This window comes from Lentilactobacillus hilgardii, assembly GCF_009832765.1.
In the GTDB taxonomy this organism is placed as follows: Bacteria; Bacillota; Bacilli; order Lactobacillales; family Lactobacillaceae; genus Lentilactobacillus; species Lentilactobacillus hilgardii.
The window spans coordinates 1-14,261 of record NZ_CP047123.1 but is presented as its reverse complement, the minus strand read 5'-3'; the positions used below and the strand labels follow the sequence as shown (position 1 = coordinate 14,261).

Annotated in this window: 13 protein-coding genes and 1 pseudogene; 8 read left to right on the top strand and 6 right to left on the bottom strand. The window is 40.7% G+C overall.

Features of this window, described 5'->3' with window-relative positions:
* Positions 1–63: 63 nt before the first annotated feature.
* Together GQR93_RS14855 and GQR93_RS14850 are read right to left on the bottom strand one after the other, a co-directional pair.
* Positions 64–777: pseudogene (locus GQR93_RS14855) on the bottom strand (DNA topoisomerase); the annotation flags it as partial.
* A 163-nt stretch (positions 778–940) separates the two neighbouring features.
* Positions 941–3,934, bottom strand: a complete 2,994-nt coding sequence (locus GQR93_RS14850; protein ID WP_159298854.1) for a Tn3 family transposase — start codon at positions 3,932–3,934, stop codon at positions 941–943.
* A gap of 178 nt (positions 3,935–4,112) precedes the next feature.
* On the opposite strand from GQR93_RS14850, the gene GQR93_RS14845 reads away from it, so the two are divergent.
* The 6 genes from GQR93_RS14845 (at position 4,113) to arsC (ending at position 9,085) form a co-directional block, all read left to right on the top strand.
* A complete protein-coding gene (locus GQR93_RS14845) occupies positions 4,113–4,709 on the top strand; it encodes a recombinase family protein (protein ID WP_003582117.1) in 597 nt (198 codons plus the stop codon).
* A gap of 122 nt (positions 4,710–4,831) precedes the next feature.
* On the top strand, positions 4,832–5,155 hold the full coding sequence (locus tag GQR93_RS14840; RefSeq protein ID WP_003582114.1) for an ArsR/SmtB family transcription factor: 324 nt from the start codon (positions 4,832–4,834) through the stop codon (positions 5,153–5,155).
* A 50-nt stretch (positions 5,156–5,205) separates the two neighbouring features.
* On the top strand, positions 5,206–6,936 hold the full coding sequence (gene arsA / locus GQR93_RS14835) for an arsenical pump-driving ATPase (RefSeq protein WP_016373382.1): 1,731 nt from the start codon (positions 5,206–5,208) through the stop codon (positions 6,934–6,936).
* A gap of 42 nt (positions 6,937–6,978) precedes the next feature.
* Positions 6,979–8,274 carry an arsenic transporter gene (locus tag GQR93_RS14830; RefSeq protein ID WP_003582109.1) on the top strand — a complete coding sequence of 432 codons (1,296 nt, stop codon included), beginning with the start codon at positions 6,979–6,981 and terminating at the stop codon, positions 8,272–8,274.
* A 36-nt stretch (positions 8,275–8,310) separates the two neighbouring features.
* Positions 8,311–8,646 (top strand): arsenite efflux transporter metallochaperone ArsD, encoded by a 336-nt coding sequence (gene arsD / locus GQR93_RS14825; RefSeq protein WP_159298853.1) that lies wholly within the window; start codon positions 8,311–8,313, stop codon positions 8,644–8,646.
* A gap of 22 nt (positions 8,647–8,668) precedes the next feature.
* Entirely contained in the window at positions 8,669–9,085 is a 417-nt protein-coding gene (gene arsC, locus GQR93_RS14820) for an arsenate reductase (thioredoxin) (RefSeq protein WP_004563097.1), read from the top strand.
* Between the two features lie 190 nt (positions 9,086–9,275).
* On the opposite strand, the gene mobQ is transcribed toward arsC, so the two are convergent.
* Positions 9,276–11,336 (bottom strand): MobQ family relaxase, encoded by a 2,061-nt coding sequence (gene mobQ / locus GQR93_RS14815; protein ID WP_159298852.1) that lies wholly within the window; start codon positions 11,334–11,336, stop codon positions 9,276–9,278.
* 251 nt (positions 11,337–11,587) lie between these two features.
* Here mobQ and GQR93_RS14810 point away from each other — a divergent pair, with 251 nt between their 5' ends.
* Both GQR93_RS14810 and GQR93_RS14805 read left to right on the top strand, forming a co-directional pair.
* Entirely contained in the window at positions 11,588–11,815 is a 228-nt protein-coding gene (locus GQR93_RS14810) for a hypothetical protein (RefSeq protein WP_003555660.1), read from the top strand.
* Between the two features lie 22 nt (positions 11,816–11,837).
* Entirely contained in the window at positions 11,838–12,116 is a 279-nt protein-coding gene (locus GQR93_RS14805) for a hypothetical protein (RefSeq protein ID WP_159298851.1), read from the top strand.
* On the opposite strand, the gene GQR93_RS15335 is transcribed toward GQR93_RS14805, so the two are convergent.
* The 3 genes from GQR93_RS15335 to GQR93_RS14790 form a co-directional block, all read right to left on the bottom strand.
* Positions 12,106–12,612: a hypothetical protein gene (locus GQR93_RS15335; RefSeq protein WP_002819871.1), complete on the bottom strand. Its 507-nt coding sequence runs from the start codon at positions 12,610–12,612 to the stop codon at positions 12,106–12,108. The two genes, GQR93_RS14805 and GQR93_RS15335, sit on opposite strands and share 11 nt — an antisense overlap.
* Complete coding sequence (locus tag GQR93_RS14795) at positions 12,602–12,883, bottom strand: type II toxin-antitoxin system RelB/DinJ family antitoxin (protein ID WP_002819873.1); 282 nt, start codon at positions 12,881–12,883, stop codon at positions 12,602–12,604. The genes GQR93_RS15335 and GQR93_RS14795 overlap by 11 nt, the downstream gene beginning before the upstream one ends.
* Before the next feature lie 259 nt (positions 12,884–13,142).
* Complete coding sequence (locus GQR93_RS14790) at positions 13,143–14,261, bottom strand: replication initiator protein A (RefSeq protein WP_159298850.1); 1,119 nt, start codon at positions 14,259–14,261, stop codon at positions 13,143–13,145.

Genomic DNA, 14,261 nt, shown 5'->3' with positions numbered 1-14,261 from the left:
GTAAAAGTGAACCTAAATGACGGGTTCACCAACCGGAACAACGTGAAGGGCGGTAGACAGGATCTAATCAAAATCAAAACTTAATTTATGGCCGTCAAGCTTTAACTTGGCGTCAAACGGCTTTCCCTTTTTGCTCTTGAATCCCTTTAGTTTGCTGGTTTCACCCTTGGTGACTAAGGCTTTGATCGCAGTTTTACCAAGGGTTTTGCTGCTCCATTTCTTGGGTAAGGTAAAGTCTTCGCCTTGCTTAGGCTTCACAATGTAAAACTTCTGTTTATTTAAAACGGTCGCTTGCGGCGTTTCTAAGAATACTTCGGCGGCTTTTTGCGTTTGCTGTTGGTGATCGATTTGTTGCTTAATGGCTGAACTGCCAGTCAATTGCTCGGGGACATCAGCAATCAATTTTGCCACGAACTTTTTGATTTGGCTCAAAAAGTTATCCGGGGTGCGTTCTTCGGTACTGATTTGTTGTAACGCTTGCTCCCATTTTGCTGTCATCTCTGGGCTAGTTAACAAGGGTTCGAGTTCAACCGCTTTACATAAAGTAATCCCCGCTTCACTGACGTGCAGCTTATTTTTTTCAGTGACGAGATAGCCGCGTTTCTTTAACACTTCTAGCACATTGGCCCGGGTCGCACTTGTCCCAATGCCTTGCACATCTTTAAGAATCGCTTGGGCTTCTTCATCATCAAGTGTTTTACCGGCCGTCTTCATTGCCGTAATTAAGGTACCTTCGGTAAAGGGCACCGGTGGTGTCGTTTCTTTTTGCGGTGTTTGGGGTCAATGGAACATCCATACGAAAAGTAGCGGTAGGATCCCGAACAAAAAATCAGAAACGTTGATTTAACAGCGTTTCTGATTTTTTATATTGGCTTTATTTAAAAAGAGCTCTGGAACATTCGTACGAAAAGTAGCGGTAGACTTTAAAAACCGAACAATCTTATTTTTCGTCTGCTTCATCCAATGGTCTTAAATGACCATTTTCTAACGCTTCATTATATTGGAACGTGTACTTACCGACAAAGTTAATGTGTTCAAACATCAGTGGCGATAATTTGCCGATCATGTCGTCAGAACAATCAAACCCTTCTGATTGCATCTGCGTCACAATCTTTTCCAGGTAAACGGTATTCCAATAAATAATGGCATTCGTGACTAAACTGAGAGCGTTTAGTTGTTCTTCCATACCATCAAAATACGTTTGATAAAGCTTCCCTTTCCGACCATAAAAGATGTTTCGACAAAGCGCGTGCCGAGCTTCACCATTATTTAGCTGTTCCAAAATTTGACGCGCATAAATCTCATCTGAAAGATAGCGTAATTGATGTTTCGTTTTATAGACTTTGCCGTATTCAGTAATCGCTTTACCCAAAGCGGTTGGGTGGCCTTCACGTTGCAAGGCCTGAGTTAATTCTGTCGCATTGACCTTACCAGACTTTAACGAACCGGCCACGCGTAAAATATCCTCCCAATGTTCTTCAATCAACCTTAAATTAATGCGGTTTTGAGACACCCCATTTAAGACTTGATAATCAGCGGTCGAATCAATCCGCCATAGCTTGGTTCCCTGACTATTAGCAATTCGGGGACTGAACTGAAAACCTAATAGGCCAAATAAGCCAAAGACTAAATCGCTATAACCGGCGGTGTCGGTCATAATCTGAGTGGGTTCCAAACTGCTGCCTTGATTTAAAAAGCCTTCTAATAGGTAGAGAGAATCTCGTAAGGTCCCTGCAACCACCATGCCATGAAAGCCGATATATTGATCAGAAACAAAATTGTAAAAAGTAACCCCGCGACCGCGGCCAAAGTATTTTGGATTGCTACGAGAATATAAAGACCTTTGGGGGGTAACGTAACGAATGCCATCGGCCGAAGCCATTTGACCGTCGCCCCAGATGAGCGCACTTTTTAATTTTTTATGCGCGTTAATAATGCGGCGATTGGCGGCGGCAAGGGTATCAATTCGCAAGTATTGATGGTCCACGTACATTAACCGATCGTATTTTAGACTATTTGAACTGTTTTTAGCCACTGGCGAAAGGCCAATGTTACAAGCCTCAGCTAATAAAACCGCTAAAATACTAATATCAACGTGTTTCATCTTCGTCCCACTTTCACTAACGTGACTAAAACATTGTGTTAACTGTAACTGTTGGTTAACCTCCAAGAGAATATCCGATAAATCAATTTTGGGAATTAAATGCCGAACCCGACTTTTAAAGGCCGCTTCGTCCTTTTGTTCACGGACTTTGCGTAATTTGGCCACAATAATTTTTTCTTGGCCGTCAACCTCTTTGACCTGGGCCATTTCTGAATCAGCCCAATTTTTTAGGGCCTCGGCATAGGATAAAGCTAAATCCTGTTTCACCGCTTCAACGGCTGCTTGACCAGTCTGCGGTAAATCAAGTTGTTGAATCAAAACGGCCTTTTGTTGACGCCAAGTAGACTTATCAATTAAGCAGGCCATGGGATCAAGATAGCGATTACTTTGCCGGACGTAAATATCATGACGCTTAAGACCATGAACCAGAAGCTCGATGCCGGCAATCAACACACACTGATTGGTTACTTGGGGGTTCTCACGAATATAATAACGCCATTTTTTCGGTAGTTTTTCGACGATCTGTTCAAACATCCGATAGGTAACCGGGCGCGGAAACCGTTGGCGAATAAACTCCCAAACCATCAGACAATCTTGGCCATTGGTAGTCCCTTCAAAAACAATAGTGGCTAAAATATCCGGAATGAATTTCCGGAATTTTCGATAAGCATTTAACAGTTCTTCAATGGCAATTGGTTCTCGCTCATTACGCACTAACTGATTAACCTGGGTAACGGCTGACTCAATTATTTCAGGTGGATAAGTTGCTAAAACTTTGTTTCTGAGATCTTGACTGCTGATCGTTTCGTCCATCAATAACCTGACAATCTGGGAGAGCGTTAAAGCTGCATGATCAAAATCTTTAATGGTTCGCAGCCGTTCCTTGGCTTCTTTATTTTTGGCCCGTTTAAAAAGCGTCTCGTAGAAGCGTGAAAGAGCTAGTAATTGTTCATCCATCGCTCGTTTGCGATACTCGGAAACAAAAGCGACCAATAGCGCCGTTTGTCTTTTGACGGACATCCGTTTAATCAGACTGGCCTTGGCTTTAAAAGCATAGTTGGCCAGATTCTTTAACTTTCCTGCTGGAATTGCGCCTAATTGCCAATCCTCAGTTTTAAATTGTTGAAACTGTTTTAATCGAGTAAAGCCACGGTTAATTTCTTTGCGGCTTTCATCCATCAAAGGATTTCTTAAGAGATCCATTTTAATGGTGGCCCCATAGATGGGTTCCCCAACGGCAGTTAACAGATTTAAAAGTCGGTCCGTTTCTTCCGCTGAAGGGACGGCCACTAATTGACTATCCAAAAGGTCGGCGGCAACCTCCGTGACCCCATTAACAAAGCGTTCAAAGGTGGTCACCCCTGGTAAGAGAATTTTTTCATCCAAACATTTTTTTAGCAGCATATCAAAAAGTAGTTTTTCGGTTTCGTTTGTAAAACGCGCTCGCTCAAGCAGCCAGTCGTTCAGGCTCGCTTTGACCGCGGGATCAGTAAAGGCTTGATAATGATATTTTCGCTTAATCAGCGCCATATGTTGGCTAATGGTCATTTTTCGCGTGTAGCCTGCTAATGCCCGACCATCAATAGTTAACTGTTTAGCTAAATAATCAATTACCTCAGCTGGGACTTGTTGTAGATTAGTTGGAAAAGTTCCTAAAAATCTAACTGAGCTCAATTGAACGGCAAAGCCTAATTTAGTCGTTGCGGAACGCATTTCATCAATTAACGCGCGATCAAAATCAGTTAATTGAAAATACAGCCGCAGTTGATCGGCAGAAGAGATGCCCTCAAAAGTTCCGAAGCTTTGTTGGTGATGCGGGTTAGTCGGCATATTATTCTCCAATGTTTTTAAAAAACTATAGTTTTTGGAAAGGTTTCGCTATACTTTGATTAGGTTGATTTAACCGGGTTTTGAGTTTTCAAAAACTCATTATCAAAAAGTTTATAATAAACCATTGCCAAAAGATAGCTAAATTTACCCTGGCTATCAAAAAACTAAGGAGTCACTCATGATTATTGGATATGCACGGGTTTCAAAAGATGATCAGAATCTCAATCGCCAAATTGATCAATTAATGGCTTATGGTGCCGAAAAAATCATTCAAGAAAAGTTTACCGGGACCCGGCAAAGAAGACCGGGAATTACCCAGCTTCTCCAAACCATTCGGGCTCATGATGTCGTGGTCGTTGAAAGTATTTCCCGCTTGGGCCGCAATACGTTGGACATTTTAAATCTGATTCAATTACTGCACCAAAAACAAATTAAGTTTGTTTCTTTAAAGGAGCAGATGGACACCGAGACCCCAACTGGTCGAGCCATGCTGCAAATGATGAGTGTGATTGCGGAACTGGAGCGGAATTTATTAGCTGATCGGGTTAAAGAAGGGATTGCGGCCAGTCGTCGGCGTGGCGTGACAGTTGGCCGACCACGAATCGCCCAAGAAAAGTTGGATATTGCCATTCGGATGTATCAAAGTGGTGACTATTCAGTTAAAGAAATTTTGGCCACCAACCAAATTTCCTCAGGAACTTTTTACCGCGAAGTGAATCGGTTAAAACTAAAAAAGCTTAAAAGAAAAGATGACCCATCTGCTTCTCACAACTGACTTCTAAATATTATGGATTCCAAAAAAGATTTACGACCTTTAGTTTTAACAAAGTTGACAAGCCATTGGAGTAGCTCTTATACTATACATAGATGATTGTCTATGTAATGGAAGGAGAAAAAATGGATTATCAAAATTACGTTCAAATGCTAAAAGCAATGGCTGACCCGAACCGCCTAAAAATCATTGATCTGCTTTCATGTGGATCACTTTGTGCTTGTGATATCCTCCAGCATTTTGATTTTTCTCAACCCACTTTGTCTCATCATATGAAGGTTTTGCAAAATGCAGGTATTGTGTTTGCGGTAAAGGATGGGAAATGGCAACACTATTCCCTACAAAAAAGGTTTGTCCAAGAGTTTAAACAGAATACCGACCAACTGTTAGCCGCTGATGAGCACTGCCTTTGCCAACGGTCTGATTGTGAAAAAGATGTTGCCAATTAAGTTTTTTAAGCAATACATAGACGCGTGTCTATGGAAGGAGCTGAAAAATGATGGAAAAGTATTCGCCACAAGAGATTAATTTAACCAAGTACCTATTTTTTACCGGCAAGGGTGGGGTTGGCAAAACCACGGTTGCCAGTGCCACTGCAATTAGCTTAGCTGATGCTGGTCACCGAGTTATGATCGTTTCCACTGATCCAGCTAGTAACTTGCAGGACGTTTTTAAAGTTAGTTTAACCAATCAGCCAAAGCCGATTCCAAACATTTCCGGTTTGTTTGCTGCCAACTTTGATCCGGTCATTGCTGCGAACGAGTATCGCGAGCAGGTTATTCAACCTTATCGAGGCGTGTTGCCCAAAGAAGCCATTCAGAATATGGCTGAACAATTATCAGGCTCGTGTACGGTTGAAATTGCTGCATTTAATGAATTTGCCAACTTTCTAACTAGTTCCAAGATTAATCAGCAATTTGACTATATTATTTTTGATACCGCGCCGACCGGCCATACCTTAAGAATGCTGCAATTGCCTTCTGCTTGGAGTAATTACCTGGATAAGAATGATCGTGGTGCATCCTGTCTCGGCCAACTAGCTGGCTTAAATGATAAGAAAGCTATGTATCAAAAAGCGGTTGAAACTTTAGGCAATCCTCAAGCGACGACTTTGTTTTTAGTTACCCGACCACAAAAAGGCGCCCTTCTGGAGGCACAACGCGCTTCACATGAGTTGGCAGCCTTAAACATTAAGAACCAGCAACTAATCATTAACGGTATCTTAAATCAGCCAACCGACGCAGTTTCTCAGACTATTTTTAAACAACAGCAAGCTGATTTGCAGAATATGCCAGTCACTTTAGACCAGCTACCCAAGTTAGCAATCCCATTGCGAGCATACAACGTATTGGGATTAGCTAATTTACGACTACTATTGAAAGACCAGCAGCCGCAAATCACTGAGGAACCGGTTACTGCTAGTCACTTTCCTGATCTGGATGTTGTCGTGAAGAATTTAGTGCAGTCAAATAAAAAAATTATCTTCACCATGGGCAAAGGTGGCGTTGGTAAAACAACCGTTGCCGTTCAAATTGCCCAAAAGATAGCTGCTCAACACAAAACCGTGCACTTGGCTACCACTGACCCAGCTGATCATTTGAAATACTTCAAAATCACAAGTCCGCTGATCAAGGTGAGCCATATTGATGAGAAAAAGTCTTTAAAAGAATATCAAAACGAAGTTCTCACTACTGCTAAAAAGACCATGAAGTCTAATGATGTTGATTATGTCGCTGAAGATTTGCGTTCACCATGTACTCAAGAAATTGCTGTCTTCCGAGCTTTTGCTGAGTTAGTCGCCCAAAATGATAGTGACGTCGTTGTGGTTGATACGGCTCCGACTGGTCATACACTCTTACTGTTAAACTCGACCCAAAGCTATGCTCAAGAAGTTGCCCATACCTCCGGCAGCGTCCCACAAGCAGTCGTTAATCTGTTACCAAGACTACAAGATCCTAAGCAAACTGAAATTGTTATGGTAACGCTACCAGAAGCCACGCCGGTTTATGAATCAATGCGGTTAGATGACGATTTGAAGCGAGCCAGTCTAGCTCATACTTGGTGGGTGGTCAACCAAAGTATGTTGGCAACTCAAACCACTGATCCATGTTTGCTGGCTCGAGTGCAAAGCGAAGTTAAATGGATTGATCAGGTAAAAGAGCTTTCGAATAATCATTTTGCTGTTATGCAATGGCAACCAAATTACGAAAAAACGCTTTTAACGGTTTAATTAATTAAAGGAAAAAAATAATTAATCAGTTTAGGAGGTATCATGCAAGTCTTTTTTGCCGTTGGAATTTTCTTACTCACATTATTATTCGTTATCTGGCAACCTAGAGGATTATCAATTGGATGGACAGCCGTTGGTGGTGCAATTTTAGCATTATTGTTTGGCGTGGTGAGTTTTAAAGATGTTGGAACAGTTACCGGAATTGTCTGGAATGCCACCTTATCTTTCGTGGCTATTATTCTGATTTCACTCATTTTAGATCAAATCGGATTTTTTGAATGGGCCGCCTTACACATGGCTCGCTGGGCAAACGGTCACGGTATTCGCATGTTTATTTTGGTGACCACCTTAGGCGCCGTCGTTGCTGCCCTTTTTGCTAATGATGGGGCTGCTCTGATTCTTACCCCCATTGTTTTAGCAATGGTTCGTGCCTTACACTTTGATGAAAAGCAAGTTTTCCCTTTTATTATTGCCAGTGGCTTTATTGCCGATACCACTTCTTTACCAATGATTGTTAGTAACTTGGTAAATATTGTCTCTGCAGACTTTTTTGGAATTTCCTTTTCAGCGTATGCGTTAAGAATGTGGATTCCTGATCTATTTTCGCTGTTAGGTAGTATTGGTATCCTGTATCTTTACTTTCGAAAAGCATTGCCACGAAAATTTGATGCCACTCAGGTTGCGGAACCCAGTTCTGCACTAAAAGATCAGCGACTTTTCAAGTTTTCATGGGTCGTCTTAATCCTCCTATTGATTGGTTACTTTAGTAGCGGTTTCTTAGGAATCCCCGTCTCCTTTATCGCACTGAGTATTGCGGCTATTTTTCTGATAGTTGGTCAAAGAAGTTCCCATGTTAATGCGATGGCAGCGATTAAAGGAGCTCCTTGGAACATTGTCTTTTTCTCAATCGGTATGTATGTCGTAGTCTACGGCCTTCAGAACGTTGGTCTAACAACATTATTATCAGGTGTCATTACCGAAATCGCAAAAGGTGGTCGGTTTGCTGCCACAATGGGCATGGGCTACTTAGCAGCACTTTTATCGTCATTAATGAATAACATGCCGACCGTCATGATTAATGCACTATCAATCAAAGGCGCTGACGTTTCAGGGCTCATCCATCATACGTTAGTGTACGCAAACATAATCGGCTCAGATTTGGGACCTAAGATTACCCCAATTGGCTCTTTGGCTACATTAGTCTGGCTACATGTGTTAGCTCAAAAGGGAGTTAAAATTAAATGGGGGACTTATTTTAAAATTGGAATTGTAACCACGATCCCAGTGTTGTTTATTACCCTATGTGGCCTCTGGTTATCATTATCGATTTTTGGTTAGAAAATATAAATCACAATTACTTTGGAGATGAATAGAATGAAAAAAATAGAGCTTTTTGAACCAGCAATGTGTTGTTCAACCGGTGTTTGTGGTCCCAGCGTTGATAAGGAATTGATTCAAACAACGGCCATTCAGCGGTATGTCAGTGTGAATGCACAGGGGCAGGCCATGTTCATTCGTCGTAATTTAGCCCAGAACCCCGATGCCTTTGTTCGAAATCCGATTGTTGCCCAAGAACTAAAACGTCAGGGTATAAATGCTTTACCAATTACGTTAGTGAATGGTCAGTTGGTAAAAACCGGTGAATACCCAACCATTAACGAGTTTAGCAGTTACTTAGACATGGATTTAGTAGCTGCTTTGGTTCACTAATAGTTTAGATGGAGGATTAATGATGACACAAATTTATTTTCTATGTACTGGAAATGCTTGTCGAAGTCAAATGGCTGAAGGATTCGCTAAAAAAATTTTAGGCAATGATTGGCGCGTTGCCAGTGCGGGAGTCGAGGTGCATGGCTTGAATCCATTGGCTGTTAAAGTTATGGCTGAAAAAGGAATAGATATTTCCCAGCAAACATCAAAGTTAATTGATCCCGATTATTTGCTTCACAGTGACCTAGTTGTCACCTTATGTGGAGACGCTCGTGATCGCTGTCCAGTCACCCCACCAACGGTCAAGAAAAAGCATTGGCCACTTCCAGACCCGGCTTTAGCAGCTGGATCCGAACAGGATAGAATAGTAGTTTTTCGGAAGGTCAGAGATCAAATTGAGCAGCAGATTATTGACTTAGCAAAAGTCGGTAACCTCTGAGGAATCAGTAGGTCCGTAACCAATACGAATTTTAAAATAGCGGTAGAAAACCGTATATTCAGATAACAAACATTCTGAGTGTTCGGCTTCCTACCGCTACTTTTCGTATGGATGTTCCATTAACCCCATATTATAGATTCATTGTACCATTAAATGAGCACGTTGGTGCACTTTTAATTTTACATTTAGATTACAAGTGCATGCCCCCATCTTCATGCCGGTTTCGAGTTTGGTGTTGCCGTTGCTTTTTCGTCATTTCCCACTCGGTCTCCTTTAGTCCACGTAGTTGCTGTTTTCTTAGATAGTCCGTATTTTTCGCATATAAAATGGTCATTAAGGCTTCGTCCAAAATATTCATCAGGTAATTTTTCGGGCTAGTTGGGTGGTAATTAATGGCCCGGTAGTCATTAACTTGAGCCTGCTTATATTGATCAAACCGCGTTGTCTGTTGTTTCAAACGGGTTTGCACCATTTCAATTTGTTTGTGATCCAACTTAGGATCTTGGCCACATTCGCCGATAAACAGTTGCCGAGTGCCATCATGTTTTAAGACCCGTTGTAATCGGTGGTTCTGAATATCTTTTAATTCAATTTTACCTAACAGGTAATTCAAACCAGCTTGGTGTTGCTGACTAGTAAAGACTACCGGTGGCTGCTGTTGTAATTGACTAAGATCATCGGCGCTTAATGGCTTTAATTCTGGGTCATAGTAAACCACAGCGGTATAGATTTGCTCCTTATCAATCGTCTCTAGCTTATCCAGGTCACTGTCCGGAAAAGCAGTCGTTAGAATGCTGTTGTATTGAGTTTGCACTACGGCTTTAACTTCCCGCATGACCCGTAAATTTTTCACCGCTTTAGAAATGAATTCGAGTTCGTTAGGTTGATAAGCGGCTAGCATGCCCCGATCAGTATGCTTCAAATCGTCTAACTGGTGACCATGTTTGGCTAGCACCGTGGTTAATTGCTTCTCAATTGTTTGGGCTTGCTGATTAACTAACTGCCAACTGGTATATGGCCGCTTGGTAAACGTCAATAATTGCTGGGTTAATAAGTCGTTTCGAATATCCGCTAACCGTTCTGCCAATTCGCTACCTTTGAAAATCGTTTGTTCACTATTAGTTTCTTTAATCAGTTCCCGACGTTCAGCCGCGGTTGTCTGTTCAAAATCAAGTTCCGGATAAAGCTTTTTCGTTGCTCGTTCCACCACTTTATTTAACAACTGGTTAGCTTGTGCTAGTGATGTCGTTTGCTGGTCAATAGTCAGCAGTTGCTTGGTTACATCTTCACCAATGGCATGTTTGATTAATAAGCTGTTTTTCCAATTAAACAGCATGCGCTGTTTATCATCTAAATGTTCTAAATCGACATAGGTTTTCAATTGCTGACTTAGATGACTAATTGTGTGTTTTTCAGAGAACGATAGCTCGTCAGTTAACGCGTCAAAATGTTCATGATTTCTTATCTTTTCGTCAAGATTATGATATTTAGCTTGAGCGTTTCTTTGTGCGCTAACTTGTTGATTAAATGCTTTTCGATTTTTTCTTTGGCTGTTAATGCCTTCGTGTTGGGTAGGTGTCTCTTGAATCCCTTGATCGACAAACGATTTTTCACTAATCCGATCCGGAATATTTTTTTGTGCTAAGAACTGATTAACACTCAACGCCCAATTTTTTCGCCACTCATTAATTTTTTCCTTTTTATCCCAATCAACCAACCAAATTTTTCTTTGTTTTGGAAACCCGCTTTTGGTTAAAAGTTGCTTGCCATTTTCATCTTTAATGTACTGCGTCTTTGCTTTTAATCCCCAACTACCATCGGGGTTAAATGGGCGATTGGTTAACATCACATGTGCATGCGGATTGTCTGAGTGATCGCGATGAATTGCTACGTCAGCTACCATACCTTGATCGACAAAATTTTCTTGCACATATTTTGTCAGTAATTCTTTCTGTTCGGATTCACTTAATTCTATCGGTAAAGCCACGTTAAATTCTTTCGCATACCGTGAGTTTGATTTACGATCGTTCTTTTCAACTTCATTCCATAATTTTTCTCGATCACTGGCCCATTCTGGTGCATTTTTGGGGGTTAAAATAAAGCTTTCTGGAATTACCGATCGGGCATAGAAATATCGGCGACCTTCTTTATCATCAAATAATTTTTCACCACTTCGATAAGCCGCACTGGCAATCGCACTTCGTCCTTTACCAGCACTAATATTACTAAAACTCATGTGGAATATTGCCATGTCAGTCACCGTCTTCCTTTGATTCTATGGGTTTTGACCTTGTTGTCGCCATCGGCGACTTCTAATACAGGATTTTGGGGTTAGCACAACATAGAATTTATTCTATGTGTAAGTGCGCATTGACCTCGTTTCACTCGGTCTTCTGATTCTCTTAACTTTAACTTAGTGTATGCTTTCCGCTTCGCTATTTCAAATTTTATACTTTGACTTAACGTTTCCCTTATGATATAGTGTCGGTGATTATTTCTAATATGATTGGAGGGATCGTTATGTCTCAAAGTAACTTAGAAAAACAAGAAGCTAAATTAAAAGCCCTTAATCAAAAAATTAAGGACGAAAAAAATAAGATTGAACAACGGCTAGGTAAACAAATCATCAGTCAAGCCAATTTAGATTATGCTAATTTGTCTAACGATCAGATTAAGCTTTTAGCCAAGCAATTTTCTGAATTTTTAAAGGTAAAGTCCGTAGATCATTAGCCATACGAGATGGGGAAATTCTATGTCTAATCAATATGAAAAACTAGTCGAGAAGCAAGCGCGTTTAAAACAAAAAATTGAGCGGGAAGATTTTAAATTACGACAATCTAAATACTTTGAAAATCGGCAAGCCCGCAAAGCCCGTTCTCGCCGATTAATTCAAAAAGGGGCTTTGCTCGAAAAATACTTTCAAGCTGATAACCTCTCGGTCGAACAAACCGAAGAACTTTTAAAAATATTTGCTGACTATGTTAACGCCCATAAACCGGATAAATTAAAAAACGATCAACCTAATAACTAGGCCGATCGTTTTTATTTTCAGGATTGTTTTTTGGCTTAATTTCTGGATTGTGTTTAGCAAAGTCTTTTAACTGTTTTTGAATTCTTTGTGTAAGCTCTGCTTTACTTTCTTTGTGCTTCCTTTTACTTGATCGCTGTTGAATTATCTTTTGACCCTTACCTCTTATTTTTGATTTTAGGTCAAGCGTAAAGTCTGAAATTTTATTTTGATCTAGCTTACTTAAATGACCGATTTCTTTAAAGTTTAAACCGGCTTTGGGAAAGCGATAAATATTACCAAGATCGACCCAGGAAGGTTTCTTCAACCCAGCGGATTGCCAATCTTGAATCGGATAATATTGTTGCTTGATATAAGCCGACTTCTTTTCATACTGACTAGTAATTTTAAAAGCCTCGACCGTCTGTTCTGATACGCGACGAATTAAAACTGGCCGAGACTTGCCACCGTTAGTTTCTACAAAACTAACGTATAGGCTGACTAAGTCATTAGTCCTCATCTGGATCGTTGAGCCAATCAGCGACCTCTTTAGCGTCTTTGAACTCGGTGACTGGTGTCCCTTCGGTTGCCTTTAAAAAGCGTAAATTAGCTCTTTCTTCTTCGCTTAAAGACGCATTAAAAGGTAAAGCACCATTAGCAACAATCCGCTTGTAAAACATGTTAATGGCCGTGGTTGGATTTAAGCCCAATTCGCTTAAAACTGCTTCGGTATCATCGGCCAAATCTTTATCAATCTTGACTTGGACCCGTTTCTTTTCCTTAACTGCCATGATTGTCTCATCTCCTTTCTTTTACTACTACCATTATACTACCTTTTGAGTACCTTATCAATAGATAAAGCCCTAGCCTCGAATCACTTGAGCTTGGCGTTGATCTAAAGGCTGAACTTTTGAGCTGGTTAGCCTGGTTAGCTCTGGCACTCATTTAAAAGCCCCTATTCTTCTGTTTAAGCCATTTAAATCTAACTTAAGTATAAATAGGTTAGTAAGTCTTAAAGCTGCTTAGAAAGGATTTTGTAGCCTTTTAGGACTAGTAGTACAACCCACTGTTATCGTTGTCGGCCGACTTTTCTTCTTCGGGGTGTTTGGCCGCATATTCTCTAGCCGCTTGTTTATTCCACCAAACGCCAAATAGGTTTTGCATGGTGCCGTATAAGTAGTTCTCCACGTTCTTGATATGCTTCTCATTGCTTCTCAGGGCGTTAAAGTAGCGTCTCAAGGCTTTAGTCATTAAAGGTTTCAGTTCCTCATCATCAAGTGGGATTATGACACCAATATCTTTGTGATCTTTCTCAACTCGGTACTTAGCATTTAAGATAATGCCAATGAAGCGCCGCATTTGTTGCGGAGTGCGGCACCAGAAACTTAGTAATTGCACGGCTTCGGGTTCTAAGAAAACCGGTAAGCCACTGTCTTCATCAGTTAAGAAGTCATTAGCATGGTTCACCAAATCCTGGTTTTGCTTTTGAATTTCTGCTGGTGAAAAATGGGCTGTGGAAAAGTCCAACTTTTGAGTATCTATATTGTATCTTTTTTTATCTCTTTCTTTAGGTTCTTTATATAGATTAAGTCCATTTTTTGAACTTCCGCTCGTAGCAAGGGTTTGAGAGCTGTTGTCAACGAACTTATGCGGAAGTTCATTTTTTGAACTTCCGCTCGTAGCAAGGGTTTCAACGGTCTCCCGCGGAAGTTCATTTTTTGAACTTCCGCTCGTAGCAAGGGTTTGAGGGCTGCTTTGACCATATTCACCGCGTAAATAGACATCGGTTGCTTTCACATCGAGCTTGGACAGATATAAGCGATTCGGTTCATTCTTTTTAGTTTTCGGGTTAAAGCCCATTTGTTTCTGAACGAGTAATCCGATTGATTCCAGCTCTGCTTTTATTTTGATGACTTTTCCTTTTGAACAATTGAACAAGTCCATTAATTCTTGATTGGTAAAGATAAAGTAGACGTGTCCTTTACTATCAACCCAGTTGTTGCGCAAAGAATACTCTAATCGGTCTTTCAGTACCATATAGGCTAATTTAGCGTCATTGCTTAAATGTTTGTATTGCTCGCCATACATTAATACCTTAGGAAACTGGAAAAACAAGGCTCCATATACATTATCGGCTTCATAGTAATTGAAATTTGTTGATTTTGTCAT

What these genes read in the sequence shown, in the direction of transcription:
- GQR93_RS14810 (WP_003555660.1), top strand. Translation starts at nt 11,588, where the DNA reads ATGATTGGAGGGATCGTTATGTCTCAAAGTAACTTAGAAAAACAAGAA.
- GQR93_RS14805 (WP_159298851.1), top strand. Translation starts at nt 11,838, where the DNA reads ATGTCTAATCAATATGAAAAACTAGTCGAGAAGCAAGCGCGTTTAAAA.
- arsA (WP_016373382.1), top strand. Translation starts at nt 5,206, where the DNA reads ATGGAAAAGTATTCGCCACAAGAGATTAATTTAACCAAGTACCTATTT.
- GQR93_RS14850 (WP_159298854.1), bottom strand. Translation starts at nt 3,934, where the DNA reads ATGCCGACTAACCCGCATCACCAACAAAGCTTCGGAACTTTTGAGGGC.
- mobQ (WP_159298852.1), bottom strand. Translation starts at nt 11,336, where the DNA reads ATGGCAATATTCCACATGAGTTTTAGTAATATTAGTGCTGGTAAAGGA.
- arsD (WP_159298853.1), top strand. Translation starts at nt 8,311, where the DNA reads ATGAAAAAAATAGAGCTTTTTGAACCAGCAATGTGTTGTTCAACCGGT.
- GQR93_RS15335 (WP_002819871.1), bottom strand. Translation starts at nt 12,612, where the DNA reads ATGAGGACTAATGACTTAGTCAGCCTATACGTTAGTTTTGTAGAAACT.
- GQR93_RS14845 (WP_003582117.1), top strand. Translation starts at nt 4,113, where the DNA reads ATGATTATTGGATATGCACGGGTTTCAAAAGATGATCAGAATCTCAAT.
- GQR93_RS14830 (WP_003582109.1), top strand. Translation starts at nt 6,979, where the DNA reads ATGCAAGTCTTTTTTGCCGTTGGAATTTTCTTACTCACATTATTATTC.
- GQR93_RS14840 (WP_003582114.1), top strand. Translation starts at nt 4,832, where the DNA reads ATGGATTATCAAAATTACGTTCAAATGCTAAAAGCAATGGCTGACCCG.
- GQR93_RS14795 (WP_002819873.1), bottom strand. Translation starts at nt 12,883, where the DNA reads ATGGCAGTTAAGGAAAAGAAACGGGTCCAAGTCAAGATTGATAAAGAT.
- GQR93_RS14790 (WP_159298850.1), bottom strand. Translation starts at nt 14,261, where the DNA reads ATGACAAAATCAACAAATTTCAATTACTATGAAGCCGATAATGTATAT.
- arsC (WP_004563097.1), top strand. Translation starts at nt 8,669, where the DNA reads ATGACACAAATTTATTTTCTATGTACTGGAAATGCTTGTCGAAGTCAA.